General features: G+C 39.2%; 22 protein-coding genes and 2 tRNA genes. 2 read left to right on the top strand and 22 right to left on the bottom strand.

Translation table 11 applies throughout. The features are described 5' to 3' along the window. Positions 1 to 2: 2 nt before the first annotated feature. The 3 genes from L8T27_RS01685 to L8T27_RS01675 form a co-directional block, all read right to left on the bottom strand. Positions 3 to 93, bottom strand: a tRNA-Ser gene (locus tag L8T27_RS01685). A gap of 11 nt (positions 94 to 104) precedes the next feature. Then, positions 105 to 179 (bottom strand) — tRNA-Asn (locus tag L8T27_RS01680). A 182-nt stretch (positions 180 to 361) separates the two neighbouring features. Beyond that, complete coding sequence (locus L8T27_RS01675; RefSeq protein WP_233316931.1) at positions 362 to 832, bottom strand: SprT family protein; 471 nt, start codon at positions 830 to 832, stop codon at positions 362 to 364. A gap of 159 nt (positions 833 to 991) precedes the next feature. On the opposite strand from L8T27_RS01675, the gene cmpA reads away from it, so the two are divergent. Continuing rightward, a complete protein-coding gene (cmpA, locus tag L8T27_RS01670) occupies positions 992 to 1105 on the top strand; it encodes a cortex morphogenetic protein CmpA (protein ID WP_233316930.1) in 114 nt (37 codons plus the stop codon). A gap of 53 nt (positions 1106 to 1158) precedes the next feature. Here the strand turns inward: cmpA and L8T27_RS01665 are convergent, their stop codons facing one another. From L8T27_RS01665 to acpS, 14 genes are all read right to left on the bottom strand, one after another. Then, entirely contained in the window at positions 1159 to 3333 is a 2175-nt protein-coding gene (locus L8T27_RS01665) for a Tex family protein (protein ID WP_233316929.1), read from the bottom strand. A 139-nt stretch (positions 3334 to 3472) separates the two neighbouring features. Continuing rightward, complete coding sequence (locus tag L8T27_RS01660; RefSeq protein ID WP_233316928.1) at positions 3473 to 4069, bottom strand: PP2C family serine/threonine-protein phosphatase; 597 nt, start codon at positions 4067 to 4069, stop codon at positions 3473 to 3475. Beyond that, on the bottom strand, positions 4066 to 4863 hold the full coding sequence (gene sigB / locus L8T27_RS01655; RefSeq protein ID WP_233316927.1) for an RNA polymerase sigma factor SigB: 798 nt from the start codon (positions 4861 to 4863) through the stop codon (positions 4066 to 4068). Before sigB ends, L8T27_RS01660 begins: the two co-directional genes overlap by 4 nt. Continuing rightward, positions 4841 to 5314, bottom strand: coding sequence for an anti-sigma B factor RsbW (gene rsbW / locus L8T27_RS01650; protein ID WP_233316926.1), 474 nt, complete (start codon positions 5312 to 5314; stop codon positions 4841 to 4843). The genes sigB and rsbW overlap by 23 nt, the downstream gene beginning before the upstream one ends. Next, positions 5311 to 5643, bottom strand: a complete 333-nt coding sequence (locus L8T27_RS01645; protein ID WP_233316925.1) for an anti-sigma factor antagonist — start codon at positions 5641 to 5643, stop codon at positions 5311 to 5313. The genes rsbW and L8T27_RS01645 overlap by 4 nt, the downstream gene beginning before the upstream one ends. A 57-nt stretch (positions 5644 to 5700) precedes the next feature. Further along, positions 5701 to 6711, bottom strand: coding sequence for a PP2C family protein-serine/threonine phosphatase (locus tag L8T27_RS01640; protein WP_233316924.1), 1011 nt, complete (start codon positions 6709 to 6711; stop codon positions 5701 to 5703). An 11-nt stretch (positions 6712 to 6722) separates the two neighbouring features. Beyond that, positions 6723 to 7124, bottom strand: a complete 402-nt coding sequence (locus L8T27_RS01635; protein ID WP_233316923.1) for an anti-sigma regulatory factor — start codon at positions 7122 to 7124, stop codon at positions 6723 to 6725. 3 nt (positions 7125 to 7127) lie between these two features. Beyond that, the gene (locus L8T27_RS01630; protein ID WP_127740846.1) at positions 7128 to 7484 is read right to left on the bottom strand and encodes an STAS domain-containing protein; all 357 of its coding nucleotides are present in this window, start codon (positions 7482 to 7484) and stop codon (positions 7128 to 7130) included. Position 7485: 1 nt separating this feature from the next. Continuing rightward, positions 7486 to 8307 carry an STAS domain-containing protein gene (locus L8T27_RS01625; protein WP_233316922.1) on the bottom strand — a complete coding sequence of 274 codons (822 nt, stop codon included), beginning with the start codon at positions 8305 to 8307 and terminating at the stop codon, positions 7486 to 7488. A 272-nt stretch (positions 8308 to 8579) separates the two neighbouring features. Continuing rightward, entirely contained in the window at positions 8580 to 8930 is a 351-nt protein-coding gene (gene ndoA, locus L8T27_RS01620; RefSeq protein ID WP_019156408.1) for a type II toxin-antitoxin system endoribonuclease NdoA, read from the bottom strand. A gap of 4 nt (positions 8931 to 8934) precedes the next feature. Beyond that, positions 8935 to 9216, bottom strand: a complete 282-nt coding sequence (locus tag L8T27_RS01615) for a CopG family ribbon-helix-helix protein (RefSeq protein WP_127740842.1) — start codon at positions 9214 to 9216, stop codon at positions 8935 to 8937. Between the two features lie 237 nt (positions 9217 to 9453). Beyond that, entirely contained in the window at positions 9454 to 10608 is a 1155-nt protein-coding gene (alr, locus tag L8T27_RS01610; RefSeq protein WP_237942205.1) for an alanine racemase, read from the bottom strand. A 149-nt stretch (positions 10609 to 10757) separates the two neighbouring features. Then, the gene (locus L8T27_RS01605; RefSeq protein ID WP_233316921.1) at positions 10758 to 11768 is read right to left on the bottom strand and encodes a LolA family protein; all 1011 of its coding nucleotides are present in this window, start codon (positions 11766 to 11768) and stop codon (positions 10758 to 10760) included. A 165-nt stretch (positions 11769 to 11933) separates the two neighbouring features. Continuing rightward, on the bottom strand, positions 11934 to 12284 hold the full coding sequence (gene acpS, locus L8T27_RS01600) for a holo-ACP synthase (RefSeq protein WP_233316920.1): 351 nt from the start codon (positions 12282 to 12284) through the stop codon (positions 11934 to 11936). A 100-nt stretch (positions 12285 to 12384) separates the two neighbouring features. Between acpS and L8T27_RS01595 the strand changes: the two genes are divergently transcribed. After that, complete coding sequence (locus L8T27_RS01595; protein ID WP_233316919.1) at positions 12385 to 13107, top strand: rhomboid family intramembrane serine protease; 723 nt, start codon at positions 12385 to 12387, stop codon at positions 13105 to 13107. Positions 13108 to 13121: 14 nt separating this feature from the next. Here L8T27_RS01595 and uvsE read toward each other — a convergent pair whose 3' ends face one another. The 5 genes from uvsE to L8T27_RS01570 all read right to left on the bottom strand — a co-directional run bounded on the left by uvsE (position 13122) and on the right by L8T27_RS01570 (position 19800). Beyond that, a complete protein-coding gene (gene uvsE / locus L8T27_RS01590; RefSeq protein ID WP_237940582.1) occupies positions 13122 to 14096 on the bottom strand; it encodes a UV DNA damage repair endonuclease UvsE in 975 nt (324 codons plus the stop codon). 96 nt (positions 14097 to 14192) lie between these two features. Further along, entirely contained in the window at positions 14193 to 15683 is a 1491-nt protein-coding gene (gene cshA, locus L8T27_RS01585; RefSeq protein WP_282581413.1) for a degradosome RNA helicase CshA, read from the bottom strand. Between the two features lie 719 nt (positions 15684 to 16402). Beyond that, positions 16403 to 17086, bottom strand: coding sequence for an alpha/beta hydrolase (locus tag L8T27_RS01580; protein WP_237940580.1), 684 nt, complete (start codon positions 17084 to 17086; stop codon positions 16403 to 16405). Between the two features lie 145 nt (positions 17087 to 17231). Beyond that, positions 17232 to 18614: a UDP-N-acetylmuramoyl-tripeptide--D-alanyl-D-alanine ligase gene (locus L8T27_RS01575; protein ID WP_233316916.1), complete on the bottom strand. Its 1383-nt coding sequence runs from the start codon at positions 18612 to 18614 to the stop codon at positions 17232 to 17234. 115 nt (positions 18615 to 18729) lie between these two features. Further along, entirely contained in the window at positions 18730 to 19800 is a 1071-nt protein-coding gene (locus tag L8T27_RS01570) for a D-alanine--D-alanine ligase (protein WP_237940578.1), read from the bottom strand. Positions 19801 to 19861 lie beyond the last annotated feature (61 nt).

Genomic DNA, 19861 nt, shown 5'->3' with positions numbered 1-19861 from the left:
AATGGCGGAGAAGGAGGGATTTGAACCCTCGCGCCGCTATCGCGACCTACACCCTTAGCAGGGGCGCCTCTTCAGCCTCTTGAGTACTTCCCCGAAAAAAACAATGGCTCCGCAGGTAGGATTCGAACCTACGACCGCTCGGTTAACAGCCGAGTGCTCTACCACTGAGCTACTGCGGAATAATGTTTATTCTATAAAGCTTGTCTTCTAGAGAACTTCGTTAGTTCGTCGCTCTCTCTTGTCGACTCTTTACATTATAGGCAGGTATATATTAAAAGTCAAGCGTATTTCTAAAACTTTTTTTAAAACGAATCTGAACATGCCTTCACTGCATATAAATGCCTTATAAACACTGTAATTTCTAGCTGTTTCTTATCTCCTCAAGACTCAATTTCCCTCTGCATTTCCCGCAAACATACTTTTTCATATCTACTTTTTTTCGGCGAAAATAAATTTGATTACATGATTGGCATCTGTATATGAGTGTTCGCTTTGGTTTGTTTTGCGTTTTTTCCTGCGGCAAGGAAGAACAAAAACGGGGCCCCCCAACTTTTCGCAGCAAGTTTTTAAAATCAGCATCCTTATGCTGATAGCCTTTTTTATTTATATGAAGATGGTAATGACACAGCTCATGTTTAATAATTCCGATTAGTTCCTCCATCCCCAATTCATCTAAGTACTTTCTATTGATCTCAATATTGTGGCTGTTCAGTAAATATCTGCCTCCAGTTGTCCTGAGTCTCGGGTTAAAGGATGCTTTATGCATAAACGGTATTTTAAAATGAGTGTTTGACAATTCTTCCACTAACAATTGCAGCTCTTGATCAGTCAATAGTGTCCCCTCCTCAACAAGACAAATATTATAGCATATGATGATTTAAGCATCAGCAATTCGTAACTACTAGGATTTATATTTCCTTTACTAAGCTGGGTTTAGCAGCAACTGCGCTTCATCTATTTTTTCAGCACATTACAAAGGGGGTATAAGCTTATGCCTACATGGCTGCAAAATCAAATTAAAAAGGCGTTTTATGAAAAAAACACCTACCAAGTCAGGTTGCTTAACCAATGCTGGTATTATTATAGAAGAAAAAATTGCTCATGAAAATAAAAAACCAAAGGACTAAGCATGTCCTTTGGTTTTTTCAGCATTGGCAATTATGCTTTTGGCGGCAGCATAGTCAAAGCGACTCTTCCTTTATTATGATCAATACCGTCGACCCATACTGTGACCACATCGCCTACACTCACTATATCCAATGGGTGCTTAACAAACTTATTGCTGAGTTTTGAGATATGAACCAAACCGTCCTGCTTAACGCCGATATCAACAAAGGCACCAAAGTCAACAACATTCCGGACAGTCCCTTGAAGCTCCATGCCTGCTTGTAAATCTTCAAGCTTCAAAACATCCGTTCTAAGGAGCGGTGCTGCAAGTTCATCCCTCGGGTCACGACTTGGACGCATTAAAGCATCGACAATATCACCTAAAGTCAACTCACCGATTCCAAGCTCAGCTGAAACCGCCTTTATATTAAGACCGCTTAATGCTTCCTTCAATTCATCTGTCCCAATTTGTTTAGAATCAAAACCGATTTTTTTCAACAGGGCCTTCACTTCATCATAATGCTCCGGATGTATTCCTGTTCTGTCTAACGGTTCATCACCGTCTAATATGCGCAAAAAGCCGATTGCCTGTTCATATGTTTTCGCACCGAGCCTCGGAATCTTCTTTAGCTGCTTTCTGTTTGTAAACTTTCCTTCTTCTTCTCTCTTTTTAACAACATTATTAGCTACCGCTTTAGAAAGACCAGCAACATATTGCAAAAGAGAAGAAGATGCCGTATTTACATTAACCCCAACTTTATTTACGCTCGTTTCAACGACAAATCCAAGAGATTCGGACAGTTTTTTCTGAGACACATCATGCTGATATTGTCCGACGCCGACTGACTTCGGATCAATTTTCACTAGTTCTGCCAAAGGATCTTGAAGCCTTCTTGCAATGGATACTGCACTTCTTTCCTCTACTTGAAAGTTTGGGAACTCCTCCCTGGCAATTTCTGAAGCTGAGTATACACTCGCCCCTGCCTCATTGACAATCAGATAGAATATTTCCTTGTCTTGCTTCTTAATCTGCTCGGCAACAAATTGTTCTGTTTCCCTGGAGGCTGTTCCATTCCCTACAGCAACCATTTCAATTTTATATTTTGTTAACAGCTCTTGAAACTTAGCAGCTGCTTCTTTCGCTTTCGAGACCGGGGGATGAGGATAGATAACTCCTATTTCTAACACCTTACCCGTTTCATCTACGACTGCTAATTTACAGCCTGTCCTGTAAGCTGGATCGACTCCTAACACCATTTTCCCTTTTAGAGGCGGCTGTAGCAGCAGATTCCGAAGATTTTCCGAGAAGATATGAATTGCTTGCTCCTCGGCTTTTTCTGTCAGCTCTCCTCGAAGTTCCCTCTCAATAGAAGGCTGTATAAGTCTCTTATAGCTGTCTTCAATTGCAGCTTTAATCGTGTCATGAGACGGGGAACCTTCTCTTTTCATCCATTTTTTTTCGAGATAGCTGACAATTGTATCAACAGGCGCCTTAATGGATACTTTCAATATGTCTTCTTTCTCGCCTCGATTTAACGCCAATGTACGATGAGGTACAATTTTGTTTAAAGGCTCCTCATATTCATAGTACATTTCATAAACATTTTTTTCATCTTTATCAGCATCTTTAGCACTTGATGCGATAAGTCCTCCTTGAAATGTTTTATTTCGTATCCATTTCCTGCTGTCAGCATCATCTGATACTACCTCTGCAATAATATCCCTTGCACCTGCGATGGCATCTTCAGCTGTCAGCACTTCTTTTTCTTCTGAAATATATTTAACTGCCTCTTGTTCTATAGGAGAGCTACCGTTATATTCAAGCAGCCATTGAGCAAGTGGCTCTAACCCTTTTTCCTTTGCAATTGTAGCTTTAGTTCGTCTTTTAAGCTTATAAGGACGATATAAGTCCTCTACTTCTTGCAGCTTAACAGATGCTGAAATACTCTTTCGCAATTCTTCTGTAAGCTTTCCTTGTTCATCTATCAACCGTATAACTTCTTCTTTCCTCTGCTCCAGGTTCTGAATATAATGATATCGATCCATAATATCCTTTATCTGCACTTCGTCTAAAGCACCGGTTTGCTCCTTGCGGTAACGGGCGATGAAGGGCACTGTATTCCCCTCTTCTAAAAGCGCAAGAACACTAGATACTTGTTTTTTCGTGATTGATTGCTCCTTCGCAATCATATTTTGATAATCCTCTTTAATTAAAACTTTCTCCATACGAACTACCACTGTCCTTCCTTATATGTATCATAAAGAGTTGCTTCCTTCATATTACTATATATTGAATGAAATTATCTAACCCTATCATCCCAAAATAAGGTATATCAAACTTTAAAAGACAAAAAAAAAGCTTACATTAAAGCAAGCTTCCTAAAATAAAGGTAGAATCATCATCTGAATTATTATATTTTTTGGCGATTGTATCGGCAATATTACGCAATGGGTGATAGCCCTTCAGTAAATCCTTCACTCCTTGAATATTATAGCCGTCTGAATGGACAAGGAACTTCGAATTAGCTTCATATGAAAAAATTTGAGTATGATAAACTTGTGGTCTTCCTGACAGATAACCTGTTACAGGAAGCGGGTAGGTGAGTTTTCCGCCGGAAGTGTACAAGAAAAACCGGATATTTCCGACACAGCTGTACTTAATGCTTTTCGATTCATAATCCACTTTGAAAACACTAACAGCGGCACCTCTTTTCTTAAGAAGAGCCTTGTTTGCCAACTCCATCAATTCTTCCACGTCTGCAGTGTGATTACCTTCAATTACGTCTGCTACCGCTTGGGATGATTCATTGGCAAACTCTCCACTCCCCAGGCCATCTGCAAGCACACAGATAAAGTATTCTTCTGTCGATAGAAAAAAATAGCTGTCACCACATAATGTTTTACCTTGCTTGTTCGTCTGATGTGCTAAAACTTGAATGTTGGAGTCAGCTATAGCAGTCATAGAATAAACTCCGAATTGCTGGATTCAGCATGAATCGCTTCCTGGAGTTTTTTAATCGCCCTTCTTTGCAGTCTGGAGACATGCATTTGGGAAATTCCGAGCTTGTCACCAGCTTCCTTCTGGCTCATATTATCCAGGTATGTATATTGAATGATACTCTTTTCCCTCTCACTCAATACATGCAGCACTTTTTCAAGCACAAGCTTTTGATTGACACGCTCAAAGCCTTTATCTACATCCCCTACAATATCAAGCAAGGTTACTGTACCGCCCTCAGAGTCTGCCTCGATGGAATGGTCAACAGATAAAGCTTGGTAGCTTTTACCCATCTCCATTGCCTCAAGCACTTCCTCTTCAGAGACTTCTAGATAGTCAGCAATTTCATCAACTTTTGGTGATCTTTGTAATTCAGTTGTTAAATGCTCTACTGTTTTCTTTATTTTCGGACCAATCTCTTTTATTCTTCTAGGAACATGGACACTCCACGTCTTGTCTCGTAAGAATCTTTTTATCTCACCTATAATAGTCGGCACAGCAAATGCTTCAAAGCTTTTCCCAAAACTTTCGTCATATCTGCGAATAGCTCCGAGCAGCCCGATTATGCCTACCTGGCTGATATCCTCATGAAACATTTTTCCTTTAGAGTACTTTCTTGCCAGCACTTCTACTAAATCCCGATAATTCATCACAAGTATATTCTGGGCTTCCTCATCTTGATTTAGCTGGAATTTTTTTATTAGCTCATTTACTTCTTCTTTTGTTAATTGGCGCTTAGGTTGAGATTGTCTCGGCATCACTCTCCACCTGCTCTCCCTCAAGGTATTTCGTCATCAAGACCGTAACACCTTCATTGTGATGAATTTTAACTTCATCCATTAGTGTTTCAATCAGATAGAGTCCAAGGCCTCCTTCTCGAAGGAACTCAATAGATTCATCCTGATCGTATGGTCCGATATCTTTTGTTGTGCTGTCAAAATCAAAGCTTTTTCCATTATCAGCAACAATAACCTCTAGACGGTCATTATAAAGTCGAAACCCAATCAGCACTTCCCCTGACTCTTTATTTTTATAAGCATGCTGAACAGCATTTGTACATGCTTCACTTGTGGCAATTTTCAAGTCCTCAATCTCATCGTAATTAAATCCCATTCTGCTCGCAATTCCGGAAAGGGTTAACCGAATGATACCTACATACTCTGGTTTTGAAGGGATTTTCATTTCAATGTATTCAAAATGCTGGCTCATTTAATCCCACCTTCAATCTTACTGTTAATGTCGATAATATCTGCTAAACCTGTTATTTCAAACAGCCTGATTAGGCGTTCAGATAAGCCGATAAGCTTAAATTCTCCATCGTTTGAACGTACATTTTTAAAGACGCCAACAAATACTCCAAGACCTGTGCTGTCCATATAATTTACATCTGATAAGTCTATAGTCATCCTTACACCCTCTTTTTCAGAGAAGGAATAAATTGTTTCTTTTAATTTCGGTGCTGTATATGCGTCAATTTCACCAGCCACCTTAATATCAACATCTAACTCTTTTTCGTTTACATCTATCACAATATTCATGTACGACCCACCTTTAACATTCTAATGTCTTAGATAAATACCCGATGCGCAGGAAGTTTAAACTTCTCTTTTAAAAATAATTAAAGTGAAATCATCTCTTAGTTGAAAATCCTGTATTTTCACTAGCTCTTCATAGACATTGTTAACTATTTCCTGTGCTTTCAAGTGAATATGTTTTTTTATGTAACCGATTAAAGTTTCCTTTTCGATAAAACCTTCTTCTGTCCTGCACTCAGTCACGCCGTCTGACATCAGGATAATCATATCGCCAATATTCACTTCTTTTTCAAACTGTTTATATTTAGCTTGTTTATCTACACCTAACAGGAGCCCTTTTGCCTCCAAATCGCTGAACTCACCGGTTTTTGCTTCAAAGAAAAATCCTGGTTCATGACCGGCAGAAGCATAATGAAAAATATGTGTTTGCATTTCATAAGCGCCATAGAACATTGTTATAAACATGCTTGGATCAACATTTTGTTCAACTACTCGGTTCAAGTTTTCCAGAACCTTACTTGGAAAGTTGCGGTTTTCCGGCAGACTGTCCATCGCATACTTAATCATGGACATACAAAGAGCGGCAGGTATCCCTTTGCCGATAACATCAGCTATGGCAATATTGATAAACTTATCTTCATCCTGTACAAAATGGTGATAATCACCATTCATCATTTTAGCAGGAACACTTATTGCACCAATATCAATACTTTCCACATCAGGAATCTCTGTACGCAGCAAGGTTTGCTGAACATTAGAAGCAATCTCCATCTCACTTCTAATCTCCTGCTGCACATGGCGGAGGCTCTGATGCTCTCTGTACGCAAGACCGTAACCCATCATAACCTCGAGCAATATATCAAAAGACCTTGTTACATGCTCCGGTAAATCTGGATATAAATCCATCATTAAGTATTTATGTAGGCTTATGATATCCTCTGGTGATATTTTATGTTCAATCGATTTCCTGCTGAACTTCTGCCCTTGATAGAGGGCTTGCTCAGATTCGTCTTTGATGTAACTGACAAGAAGATCTCGATACTTAGAATCCATCATTTCACGGAAATCCATGTTCCCCCTCCTTATCTGAGCCACTTGATTGCTTGGATATCTGTACCCTTTCCTACTGCTGTTTCTATCTGGAACTCATCCATCAGCCTTTTCACTCCCGGAAGGCCAGCTCCTAATCCGCCTGAGGTTGAAAATCCGTCCTGCATGACCTGGCGTAAATCTTTAATACCTGGACCGCTGTCAACAGCACTTAATTTCAAGCCAACTTTGCCGTTCTCGGAAAGCTTGCTGATGCATATTTGGCCTTGGCCAGCATATAAGTATATATTTCTAGCTAGCTCACTAATAGCCGTAGTTATTCTCGCTTGATCTACGGTACCGAACCCTAGCTCTTTTGCTACATTTCTTCCTAATTGACGAGCAGCTACAATGTCCCACTCGTTGACAATCTTTACGCAGGATTGGTCTCCCATAGGTCAATCCCCCAATTCCTGTTGTAATTTCTCCAAACCTTTTTCTAGATCTAGGGCGGTCAACACATCATTCAAGCTGATCCCAAGTTCTACTAACGTAATTGCAACAGCAGGTTGAATGCCTGTCAACACAACCTTGGCACCCATCAATTTGGACATGCCAATAACGTCGCCCAGCACCTTCGCTATAAATGAATCGATAAAATCAATAGAAGTTAAATCGATTACGACACCATTTGCACTTGTTTCATGGATTTTATTCAGCAAATCCTCCTGAAACTGGAGGGCTGTCTGGTCATCCAACTCCCACTGGATAGAAACAAGCAAACAATCATGCAGCTTTAATATTGGTATTCTCACTTTATTCACCAATTTCAACCAACTTTCTGTTTGTATATTCTAAAGCTTTTTCCATGCCTTTTTTTAATGTATTTTTCGTTTCAAACTGATCTAATTTAATTCCAAGATTAACAATGGTTTGTGCAATCTCCGGCCTAATTCCGACAATCATGCTTTTTGCTCCTACCAGCCGAACGGCTTGAACTGCTTGAATGATATGGTGGGCAACCATCGTATCAACAACAGGAACACCTGTTATATCAATCAGCACAACTTCTGATCGGTGCTTAACTACACCCTGGAGCAGATTTTCCATTATATGCTTTGCACGCTGTGTATCTATTGTACCAACAAGCGGCATTATTGTAATTCCATCAAAAACTGGAATTAAAGGAGCTGACAGTTCCTGCAGCGCAATCTTTTGCAAGGAGAAAGTCCTTTCCCATGTTTCGGAGTATACTTCTACAATCCTTTGGCACAGTGGATGAACCCAAGCATTTAAGAGGCTGACTTGCTCATAGGCCTTATTATGACTCGACTCAGATTTCTCCAGATGTTCCAACACCACCTGCTCAAGCACCTGTATTCCCTGCACCAAGAACCGGAGAGGCCAATTATAGCTGACAGCCTTTTCTATAAAAGCAGGCAGCTTATCATTAAACACTTTATTACCTAATGAATCCACAAGGAGCAGGTTAATAAATTCCTCGCCCATCATGTAATAATCATGATCAGAGGTGATTCTGATAGTCAGTTTATCCCTATTTTCTTCCATCTTGTTGAGCCAGTCAGAATGGATTTCTTTATGATTAGATTTCAAAAAATCTATTATTTCTTTTTTCAAGGTTCAACCTCCATTTTAACATATTCGGATGATAGTAATGGGGTTTTTTACAGGTCTATCATCATCAAATTTCATAACTAGCAGGTGAAATTATTAGTATACAATATCTTTACGAACCATTAATATGCTTCGAATATGAACAAAGTCTATTTGACTTTTCTATTTTCCCTTTATCGTCTGCCTCAAAACCTGTTTTCAAGAAAAATATATAAAATTTATGTGCATGAATGCAAAAAAAATACGCTCTTTAAAAAAGAGCGCAATAATCCCTATCAAAATTCAATGAGACCCAAGCTTATTTGCAGAGCTTCATCTACTTTTTCCATCATTTCATCATCAAGATGGGTAATTTTGTCCGTTAACCTCTGTTTATCTATCGTGCGAATTTGTTCCAAAAGAATTACTGAATCTCTCTCAAAACCATAGCGCTTCGCGTCAATTTCCACATGAGTCGGCAATTTAGCCTTCTGAATTTGAGCCGTAATTGCTGCAATAATGACTGTGGGACTGAACCGATTCCCGATGTCGTTTTGAATGACAAGTACAGGACGGACACCGCCTTGCTCTGAGCCAACAACTGGGGATAGGTCTGCAAAATAAACGTCACCACGTTTGACAATCAAAGGATTATCCTCCGCTAACTAGACGTTCTACTGTATGCTCTGCCTCATATTCTGCTAGAAAGCTTTCCGATGCAATGGATAAATTTAATTTTGCCATTTCCATGTAGCCTCTTCTCATTGATTCCCGGATATGTCTCTTTTTCCGTTCACGAAGGTACATTTTCGTTGCTTGATAAATAAATTCACTACGATTCACATTTTCTTGCTTTACGAAGCCGTCCAATTCAGATAATAAATGCTTTGGTAATTTTATCATGATCTCTGTCGTTGCGCTGGATTCAGACACAAACATACACCTCCACCATCACTACACACCATATTTAGCTCTTTTTTTTAATCATACCACTAATAACCCAATCTGCAAAGTCCATTCAGCAATTCTAATGTATTATCCGCCAAAAATTATAGGTTTTATGCATCATTCCCAATAAATTTTGTACATTTTTTTATATTCACACACTGCCTCAAGTATTTAGGCAGCAACCCTTATTAATCCTATTCTGCATAGTATGTTTCCATTACATTAATTTAGGAGCGGATTAACGATATTTCGCTGTGCTTTGTCTTTTATATATATTCTCGGCACTCTGCTAGCAATGGTGCAGGTCACTTCATAATTTATCGTGTCCAGTTTTTTGGCAATTTCATTAATAGAAATCGCTTGCTCTTGCTGAATTCCAATCAATGTAACCTTTGTTCCAACCTCCATTTGAAAGGGAAGTTTAATCATACATTGGTCCATGCATATCCTGCCTACAATCGGAACTCTTCTGCCATCAACAAGAACCTCTTGGCCATGCAGCTTTCTGAGCCACCCATCTGCATAACCTATCGGCAATGTCCCAATCCACTCATCTTCCTTCGCCTCATATGTGGCACCATAACTTACTTTATCACCCTTTTGAAGCTTTTTCACTTGGACAATTTTTGTGTGAAGCGAGAAAGCTTCTTTAAGCTTAAATGGCAGCAATTCTTCAATTTCCATTGAAGGAGACAAGCCGTACATGGAAATCCCCAGCCTGATTCCATTGAACGCCAGTTCAGGATGAAGAAGTCCTGCAGCACTATTGCTGCAATGTACAATCGGAGGCTTAGCTGTAAAGCTAGCTAATATTTCTGCGAATTTTTGTGACTGCTTGTTTAAGTAATCGGAATCACGCTCATCTGCTGTTGCAAAATGGGTATAAATTCCTTCTAAAATAAACTCTGTATGCCGAGAAAGAAATTCCTCAATTTCCTTAACTTCCCTTTCCGTTCTTAGCCCTAATCTTCCCATGCCTGAATCGACTTTTACATGAATGTTAATATCACTGCCTTGCAGTTGAATCGCAGCTTCTTCTAACCATTGTATATCAAAAACGGTCAAGGAGATGTTTTGCTGTGCTGCTATTAAGGCATCAGCAGGTCTGCTTGCTCCTAATACCAATATCGGTGCAGCAATGCCCTTTTTCCGTAGTGAAAGAGCCTCATCTAAAAAAGCTACCGCTAAATAATCTGCTCCTGCATGAAGTGCAGCACGAGCAACCTCTTCAGCTCCGTGACCATAACCATTCGCTTTCACTACTGCAAAAAGTTTGCTGTCTTGCTTCATCCTGCTTCTCATGTTTTTCACATTTTCTTCTATATAATCTAAATTTATTTCTGCCCAAGTATCCCGAAAAAATGTATTTTCTAGCATCAAAGCTAACCTTCCTTCTTTCCTAAACACGAAGTATAATAGTTAAATTATTCTATTTCCACTTTTGCTTGTCAATAAATTATCAATGATACGGACCAGCATAACAAAAAAACAGCCGGGTGTGGTACCACACCCGGCTTGTTTACGGCTTATTTAATTGCTTCTCCTTGAACAGACCGTGCTATCTCTGCCATTTCATCCTCTGACAGCTCTGTAGATGCAATAACATAGTCTACTCCTTCATATGTCCACGATATCTTATTGCCAGAAACAGCTCCAATCGCAAAACCTAAGTCGACAGGATTTCCAGTCATATTAATTGGACCTGCTGTCGCAGGGGCTACTTCTGCTTTTTCTTGAATGATTGTGTATGATTTCTGTCCGTCATATGTCAGAACTACCCTTTCACCATCTTCAGTTGCAACCTTTTTCTCTTCAACAAGGCTTGCACCTAATAAAGTTTCCGGATATTTGACGGAGAATGATTCATCCTCATCCACTTCAGCCATTACAGGCACAGCTAGTTTGGCTGCAGTCATGCTCTTTTGTAAATCAAAGTCAGCTTTATCAAAATTCACATCAAATTTCACATTAGAGAATTTCACAGTGACAAGTGCTTTGCCGTCTGTGTCCTTCACCTTAACACTCACAGGTGATAAATCTTTTTTGTTTAAAGTGATTTCCTGTGTAGGCAGCATCTTATTATTTTGGTATCTAGTTTTTGTTTCAAATACATAATATTTATCTGTAGAGGAGAATTTCGCATCCTTGTCTTCCTCGATGTCCTTAACTAAAGACTCATATAGATACGCTTGGCTGCTGTTTTCTGGCCAATCGCTTTGAAACTTAAAGCTTTTGTTCAATGCTGGTGTCAGTACATAAACACCCTCATCATTTCTGAGGATCATCTGGCTTTGGTCCTTTTTCGCATTCTTTAAATTCACCCTGTAATACGTAGGATCTTTATGCCAGATTTGAACATCATAGGTTTGCGGCTCAGTGCCCATTTGCAATGTCATTTCTGCATCGGCTTTATAGCCTTTTGTAGCAACCTTTTCATCCAAATCTTTAAGTACATCCTCCTTGGATTTTGTTCCACAGGCAGTTAACATTACCATGACCGCTAGCCCTACGAAAAGCAACCATAATTTCTTGTTCATTTTTTCAACTCCCTTATTCTCATTTCATCGATTTAAGAAGAGAAGTTTAGGTCTTATTAGCATAAAGCTGACTTTAAACTTGTCTCCTTTTGCTCTATGAATATATGAGACAACTATAGGGAATATGCACATCAGAAAGAAACAAGCTGTTCATTTTTTTGATTATTATTCCTCTATTACTACCTGGGCGAACGCATACTCGCTGCTATGGGTGATGGATAAATGAACTCCATCTGAATAAGGCCTGACTATATACGGCTTACCTTGCTCGGTTTGCCCAACTTCTATATCTATAAAGCTGAGCCCTTTGCCAATACCTGTTCCAACAGCTTTTGAGAATGCTTCCTTTGCTGCAAATCTGCCTGCTAGAAACTCTATTTTTCTTTTTAATAGCAGTTTATCAAATCTTTCCTTTTCATATGCTGTCAAAATTCTGTCCGCAAATTGCGGTTTACGCTCTAGCAGCTCAGCTATTCTCTTAAGTTCTACAATATCGATTCCAATTCCCTTTATCATCAGGACACATCCTTCTATTTTCTATTTAGTAAGCATAAATTATTTGTATCTTTCCCTTCCCATTGGCTATCATGAAACTAAGTGCAAAGGAGGTTTTTTATTGTTTACAAGAAGAGAAAGCTTTAAAGAGTATTTAACTTACTATCCTATTGTTTCTCTCATTCTGTTCATTAACTTGTTGGTTTACTTATCAACTGTACTGCCTGTTTTTCCAAACCAGCTTATCATGACGAACATGGTTGGCGTCAATCTCTATATTATCCAAGGAGACTGGTGGAGACTGATCACACCGATTTTCCTGCATACGAGCTTTTCCCATTTCCTGTTCAATTGCTTCAGCATCTTTTTATTTGGACCTGCATTAGAAAGAATACTTGGTAAATTTAAATTTATTGCTATTTACTTGTTAACTGGCATATTAGCAAATCTCGCCACCCTTGTGACAGAACCGCTCACCTTTTCACATCTCGGTGCAAGCGGCAGCATTTTTGGTCTATTCGGCTACTATATCGCTTTAATTGTATTCCGCAAAGATATTATATCAAGGAATAATTCACAAGTAATTGGCACGATTGCGGCATTAAGCTTAATCATGACGTTCCTCCAACCCAATATTAATATTGCTGCACATCTATTCGGCTTTTTCTTTGGAATGGCAGCCGGGAGCCTTATTGAAGCGAAAGGCAGAAAAATCTTCTCTTCGTATAAAGAAGAGTTTTTAGAACTCAAAGGAAGAGTTCGCTCAAACAGAAAACCGCCAGCGCGAACGCTGACGATTTGGACAATTATTATTTTGCTTGCATTAATCGGTCTGTTTCGCTGACCTAAAAAACTCATTTATGATTGATTTTTCAAAGTAAAGGTAGACTGATCAATGAATTCTGCCCTCCCTGACTCACGAAGATCTTTTGCCAGTTGAAAGAGGGCATTATCCTTTGCTTTCGCTTCAATCATACAATGTATTTCTGGCAAAGTCTGATTGACTTTCTCCAAAAATCCCATAAACATATCAACATCAATATAATCGGCGTGCGCCCGAAATTCTGCTTCAGAACGGGGACTGGATATATGCATTTTCAGAGGAAGCGGAGAGTCTTTCCACGTTTCTATCATTCTCGGCCACTGTTCCTCCCAATTGCTGTCCGTATGGTTGGCTAGGTGATGATGCAAATCAAAAACAAACGGTATCCCTAATTTTTCACATAAATAAAGGGTGTCATCAATCGTAAAGGTCGTATCATCATTTTCAAGGATAATCATTCTTTGCAGCTTCTCAGGAACAAATCCCCAATTGACGATAAACTGCTCTAGTGCCCCTTCCTTATCATCATGGGCTCCTCCGACATGAAGCACACATCTGTGAGTAGTATTTATAGCCATCCCTTTCAGCAACCCCTCATGGACAGACAGTGTCTTCAAGGATGCTTTTAAGATATCAGCATGAGAATTGTTTAAAACAACAAAATGGTCTGGATGAAAATCGACGCGCATGGAATGCTTCTTTACCCATTCCCCCAATTCTGACAGCTTTGGTTTCAGCGGCCGCATAAAGTTCCAGCCTTGAAGCTCTGGGTGATTGGCAAGAGGTATCAGCTTAGAGCTAAAACGAAAGAAGTGAATATCATTACCTATATTATGTTTTAAGAGTCTTAAGCAATTCTCAAGATTGCTGATGGCAATCCTCTCAAGCTTCTGCAATGCCGCTTCCTTATTCGCAATTTGGGAGAATTGCTTATATGTCATCGTTTGAGATGGTGATGCATTTTTGAGATTTTCACTCATTGCAACATAGCCTAGTTTGAATATAGTCAATTGGCTAACATCCTTCCTTACAAGCCTTTTGGTTAGTATGCACAAGAAAAAACATAAAAAACCCCTGTGAAGATTCACTTCACAGGGGTTGAATTCTTATCTGTAAGAATTAGATTTAGAATAGCTGCTGCTGCTAGATTGGCCTGATCTTTTGTTGCTGTAGCCTTGTCTTTGGCGAGAATTAGAATTAGAGTTAGAGTTATAGCTCTTCTTGCCTTTATAACCGCCACCGCTGTTGCGGTCATTAAACTTACGGTCACGTCTTTGTGGAAGCGGCTTTTCCTCTGTCAATTTAACTGGAGTTGTATCCGGTTCTTTTGTCATCATTTTTAGAACAGCAGCTACAACTGTAGAAGCATCTTTTTGTTCCAGAAGTTCATCTGCAGCTGTTTTGTAAGAATCAAGATTATTCTCATCAATTGTCTGCATGATTTTTTCCAATACAGCTTTTTGCTGTCCTTCTAGTGCTTGATCAACAGTAGGCGGAATCATCTTCTCCATTTTTTTCTTTGTCACTTTTTCGACAACTTGAAGATATGATCTTTCACGGTATGTGATAAACGTAATCGCCATTCCTTCTTTACCAGCTCTTCCCGTTCTTCCGATACGGTGCACATAGCTTTCTGGATCTTGCGGAATATCGAAATTATAAACATGTGTAACTCCGGAAATATCCAATCCACGTGCAGCAACATCTGTAGCTACAAGAACATCAATGGCACCTTCTTTAAATTTACGCAAAACAGACATACGTTTCGCTTGGCTAAGGTCACCATGAATGCCTTCTGCTGTATAACCGCGCAGGTTCAAAGCCTCAGACAGCTCATCAACACGGCGCTTTGTGCGTCCGAAGATGATTGCTAATTCTGGTGATTGGATATCCAATAATCTTGTTAAAATATCGAACTTCGTTTTTTCTTGTGTTTCAACATAATATTGTTCAATAAGCGGTGTAGTCATTTCTTTTGCTTTTACCTTGACCACTTGAGGCTCCTTCATGAAGCGCTCTGCCATTCTTCTGATTTGCGGAGGCATTGTAGCTGAGAATAGCAATGTTTGTCTCTCTTCTGGAATTTTAGAAAGGATTGCTTCGATATCATCGATGAATCCCATGTTCAGCATTTCATCTGCCTCATCCAATATAACAGTAGAAACATTATCTAAACGAAGTGTTTTTCTGTTGATATGATCTAATATCCGCCCTGGAGTTCCTACAATGATATGCGGATTCTTCTTCAGTGCACGGATTTGGCGGTTAATGTCTTGGCCTCCGAAAATGGACAATACTCTTGTACGCTTTCCAAAACCAATTTTGTATAGCTCTTCTGATACTTGTATCGCTAATTCACGTGTTGGTGCAATGATTATGCCTTGCACTACTTCATTGCTTATATCTATTTTGTCTACTAGAGGCACACCGAATGCTGCTGTTTTTCCTGTTCCTGTTTGCGCCTGACCGATAAGGTCCTTATTTTGAAGGCTCAACGGAATTGTTTCGGCTTGAATAGGAGTCGCTTCCTCAAACCCCATTCTATTTAAAGCTTTCATTGTCGCAGAACTGATGCCTAAATCTTGAAACTTAACCAATATATTCAATCTCCTTCTAGTCATTAAAAATATCCACGGTATAATGGTCTACCCCAATAATAACCATTGTATGTACCCCTTTTTACCATCAATGAAACATATAAAAAATGGTTTGACCCGTCCACTTATCCGTTTTTTCCCCAAACAGTTAATAATTACAATAAACTACGTATATTTTTTATGAATGCATAAGTTTTTGTGGATTATAATCATCACTTAAAATTATAAGGAGAAACTCCGAGGCTATATGCTTTTTTTCTCAAGTATGAGATACTTTTCAACCAAGTTAATAGGAGAAATATTTCAAATGACTCTATAATTTTTATAGCTAGCTAAAACTGAAAAGTCAGCCAAAGACAGAGAAATTTTGGGCACAATTTGCAAACATCTCCTCCATAAAGAGGATGCAAAGCATCTGCCATGTTGAATAATTTCTCTCTATTTGACTGCTTTTTATTTGAATATGTTTATTGTGCCTTTTTCAGTATAACCATTTCATTTATTTTCATAATACTTTTAGAAATAATCTTATCACTTACAATATCGGTTTGCAATAATGTGGAAGTTCAAAAGCCAAGTTTCTTTCTCGGTTTTAAAATGGAGCTCAAGGCTTGCTATCATTAAAAAAACAGCTAATTTTCTTTCGTTTCCACATATAAAAATAGGATATTAATCCTAGATTCTTCCATACTTTATCAGAAAAGGGAAGGTCCTTTTCTTCATGATAAAAAGCTTAATATTTCAGAGAAAAGGACTTGCTTCTCCTTACAATGACAGATTAAGTGCTTGGAATCTTTCATATACATAATCTTTTTCTTTCTTGCCTTAATGGTTTCGTATAAGTACTCCGCACTCTTTAGTGGGACGATTCCATCACTTTCTCCTTGGGCTATAAACGTCGGAATAGTGATAGTTTCAAGCAACGGCTTAATATGCCGCACAAGCTTTCTAAATTGGATAGTCGCAGAAATGGGAGTTGTTTTGATTTTATAAGAATAGCGGTTAAACAGTTCATTTTGAAGCAATTTCCCACTATAAAGATCTTTGCACATACTAATGATGTCTGCACCCAACTGCCGTGGATTAATATAATAAGCAGCGGCGCTTAACAGTACCAGCTTCTTTACAGGATAATGGGCAGCTAGATAGCTTGCAATCATTCCTCCCATGGAAAAACCGATTACATAAACCTCCTTATGCCTCTTCAATAAATCCTCCAATGCTCTTTCCGCACAACTTATCCATTCATTAAAAGGAACTCCTCTTAATTGCAAAAGCTCACCATGACCAGGTAAAACAGGTACAGCACATTCCCAATCTGTGTTTTCTCCTAAAAATTCCGCCAATGGCTCCACCTCATTAGGAGCCCCGGTAAAACCGTGAATACATAAACAAGCAGTCAATGATAACACCACCAATTGTTTTGTTTACATTTTACACTATTTAATAATAAATTACACTATATCTTCTGCGATTCTATTTAAAACCAAAAAAGGGAACTAGAATCATCTAGATTCCTTTGTTCCCTGTCTTGTTAACTCAAAAACCTTACTGGAGAGCTTTTACTACCTCTTCCAGCCTCATTCCTCTTGATGCTTTAACTAAGACTGCTGTTTCGCCATCAACAACTTTTTTCAATTCTTGAATCAATTCGCTTTTGTCTAGGAAGGATTGAACTCTTTCATTTGCAAATACTGTCTTTGCTCCTTGTGCAATATGCTTGCCCAGTTCACCAAACGTGAAAACATAATCAATTGCCGCAGCATCAATCTCCTCGCCAATTTCGTAATGGAATGTTGCCTCATCTGGTCCTAACTCAAGCATATCTCCTAGTACTAGAACTTTATGCTTAAAGCCAGGAAGGCTTTGCAGTACATTTATAGCAGCTCTCATGCTTGTAGGGCTGGCATTATAAGCGTCATTAATGACTTTCAGGCCACCTTGCCCTTCTAAAAGCTCCATTCTCATATTAGTCAGCTTTAAATTCTGGAACCCTTCATCCATTTTCTCATAGCTGATATCAAAATAATCTGCTACAAGCATTGCTGCCAATGCATTGAGGATATTGTGCTTCCCTAATATCGGCAGGCTGAACTCCTTATCACTTTTGTTTATCTTAAATTTGCTGCCTGTACTGCTTTCTTCTATTTCAAACGGATAAAGACTATTCTTATCTTCTAAGCCGAAAGAACATATAGCAGCATCAGGTTTATCAAAAGTCGGTATTCTTTCAGCCAACAGCGGTTCATCACCAAAGTAAACAATTCTGCCTTGCTTTTTCAACCCATTCAAAATCTCCAGCTTCGCTTCAGCAATGCCTTCTCTTGAACCAAGATCCTGCAGGTGGGATTCTCCAATATTAGTGATAACAACAACATCAGGTTCAGCCAATTTTGTCAGGAAATCAATCTCTCCCCGGCCGCTCATGCCCATTTCCAGTACAGCCACATCTGTGTCTTCCTCTAGGCTCAGCACTGTTAGAGGAAGTCCTAAATGGTTGTTATAATTACCTTCTGTTTTTTGCACTTTATATTTCAATGACAGGAGATTAGTAGTAATGTCCTTTGTAGACGTTTTCCCATTGCTTCCTGTTATACCAACCACTTTTATATCCAGTTCATGACGGTAGCTTTTTGCAAGATTCTGGATGCTAGTCATCGGGTCGCTCACAAAAATAAGCGGTAAATGCTCGGGGGGATTTGGAACATCCTTCTGCCAAAAGGACGCAGCTGCCCCATTTTGAATAGCAGCCTCAACATACTTATGACCATCTGTTTTATCTCCTTTAAAGGGGATAAAAAGGTTGCCTGGCTGAATTTTTCTTGAATCAATTGTCACCCCATGAATGATGACTTCTCCAATATCGCTTGAACTTAAAGTTGCATCTGGTCCAATCATATCTGCTGCTTGTTGCAAAGATCTCCGGATCATAGCAGTCTCCTCCTTTTTAGGTAGATTATTGTTTGGCAAAAAAAAGAGGCAGTTAAAAAATGCCTCCTTTTTTCTTTAAAGGGCGGGCTGTCTTCTTTCAAATATGCCCTTACCCTTAAAAAGTATATTTGATGCTTTGTTTTTCTTCATGTCTTTCTACTGCCAAGTCTACAAGCTTTTCGATAAGAGCTGCATATTCAACATTTGTATGCTTCCATAACAATGGGAACATGCTGAATGGAGTAAAGCCAGGCATTGTGTTCACTTCGTTTATATAAACTTTGCCGTCTTTTGTCAAGAAGAAGTCAGCACGAACAAGACCAGAGCAATCTAGTGCCTTGAAAGCTTTAATTGCATCTTCCTTAATTGCTGCATATTCTTGCTCTGACACTTCTGCCGGGATGATTAAACCAGTATTTCCATCCTCATATTTCGCCTTATAGTCATAGAAATCTTTCTTCGGAACGATTTCCCCAGCAACAGACACTGCTGGGAAATCGTTACCAAGAACACCCACTTCGATTTCTCTTGCTGTAACGCCCTCTTCCACAATGATTTTGCGGTCGAATTGGAATGCTTCCTCAAACGCAGCATCCAGCTCATTTCGAGACGTACATTTGCTGATGCCTACACTTGAGCCTAAATTAGCTGGTTTCACAAAACATGGATAGCCTAAGTCTTGTTCTACTTTTGTATAGGCTGCTTCTTTTTCACTTTGCCATTCACTTCGAATGAAAGAAGTGTATTTAACCTGGTTTAATCCGGCTACCTCAAAGATATTCTTCATGATTACCTTATCCATACCAGCAGATGATGCTAATACACCATTACCTACATAAGGAAGATTCAACAGCTCAAGCAGCCCTTGCACTGTTCCGTCTTCCCCGTTCGGTCCGTGAAGCAATGGGAAAATAACATCAAGCTGAGTGTCACCAGCTTGGAACAAGTCAGGAGAAAGAACTGTTCCTGATAGCCCTTCCTGTCTTTTAAACTCTAATTCTTTCACTGTTTCTACAGGCCCAGTAAGCTGTTCTCCTCTAATCCATTCACCCGTCTCTGTTATGTAAATTGGATGAATATCAAATTTATCTGTATCCAAGGCTTTTATAACAGCCAAGGCAGTTTGCATGCTGACTCTATGTTCAGCGGATTTTCCGCCATATAGTAAACCAATTTTCTTTTTCATAATTCGTACCTCCATATTTTAAAGACACACACTTGTTATTCTACCACTACACCCTTATCTT

The sequence above is a fragment of the Niallia sp. Man26 genome, assembly GCF_022049065.2.
In the GTDB taxonomy this organism is placed as follows: Bacteria; Bacillota; Bacilli; order Bacillales; family Cytobacillaceae; genus Niallia.
This window is presented reverse-complemented; position numbering and strand designations above follow the sequence as displayed.

Coding starts and splice junctions, on each gene's coding strand:
- L8T27_RS01640 (WP_233316924.1), bottom strand. CDS start 6,711: ATGGATTTCCGTGAAATGATGGATTCTAAGTATCGAGATCTTCTTGTC.
- acpS (WP_233316920.1), bottom strand. CDS start 12,284: ATGATAAAGGGAATTGGAATCGATATTGTAGAACTTAAGAGAATAGCT.
- L8T27_RS01645 (WP_233316925.1), bottom strand. CDS start 5,643: ATGAATATTGTGATAGATGTAAACGAAAAAGAGTTAGATGTTGATATT.
- L8T27_RS01635 (WP_233316923.1), bottom strand. CDS start 7,124: ATGGGAGACCAATCCTGCGTAAAGATTGTCAACGAGTGGGACATTGTA.
- alr (WP_237942205.1), bottom strand. CDS start 10,608: ATGCTAGAAAATACATTTTTTCGGGATACTTGGGCAGAAATAAATTTA.
- L8T27_RS01605 (WP_233316921.1), bottom strand. CDS start 11,768: ATGAACAAGAAATTATGGTTGCTTTTCGTAGGGCTAGCGGTCATGGTA.
- L8T27_RS01665 (WP_233316929.1), bottom strand. CDS start 3,333: ATGGAGAAAGTTTTAATTAAAGAGGATTATCAAAATATGATTGCGAAG.
- L8T27_RS01570 (WP_237940578.1), bottom strand. CDS start 19,800: ATGAAAAAGAAAATTGGTTTACTATATGGCGGAAAATCCGCTGAACAT.
- L8T27_RS01575 (WP_233316916.1), bottom strand. CDS start 18,614: ATGATCCGGAGATCTTTGCAACAAGCAGCAGATATGATTGGACCAGAT.
- rsbW (WP_233316926.1), bottom strand. CDS start 5,314: ATGAGCCAGCATTTTGAATACATTGAAATGAAAATCCCTTCAAAACCA.
- sigB (WP_233316927.1), bottom strand. CDS start 4,863: ATGCCGAGACAATCTCAACCTAAGCGCCAATTAACAAAAGAAGAAGTA.
- L8T27_RS01660 (WP_233316928.1), bottom strand. CDS start 4,069: ATGACTGCTATAGCTGACTCCAACATTCAAGTTTTAGCACATCAGACG.
- cmpA (WP_233316930.1), top strand. CDS start 992: ATGCCTACATGGCTGCAAAATCAAATTAAAAAGGCGTTTTATGAAAAA.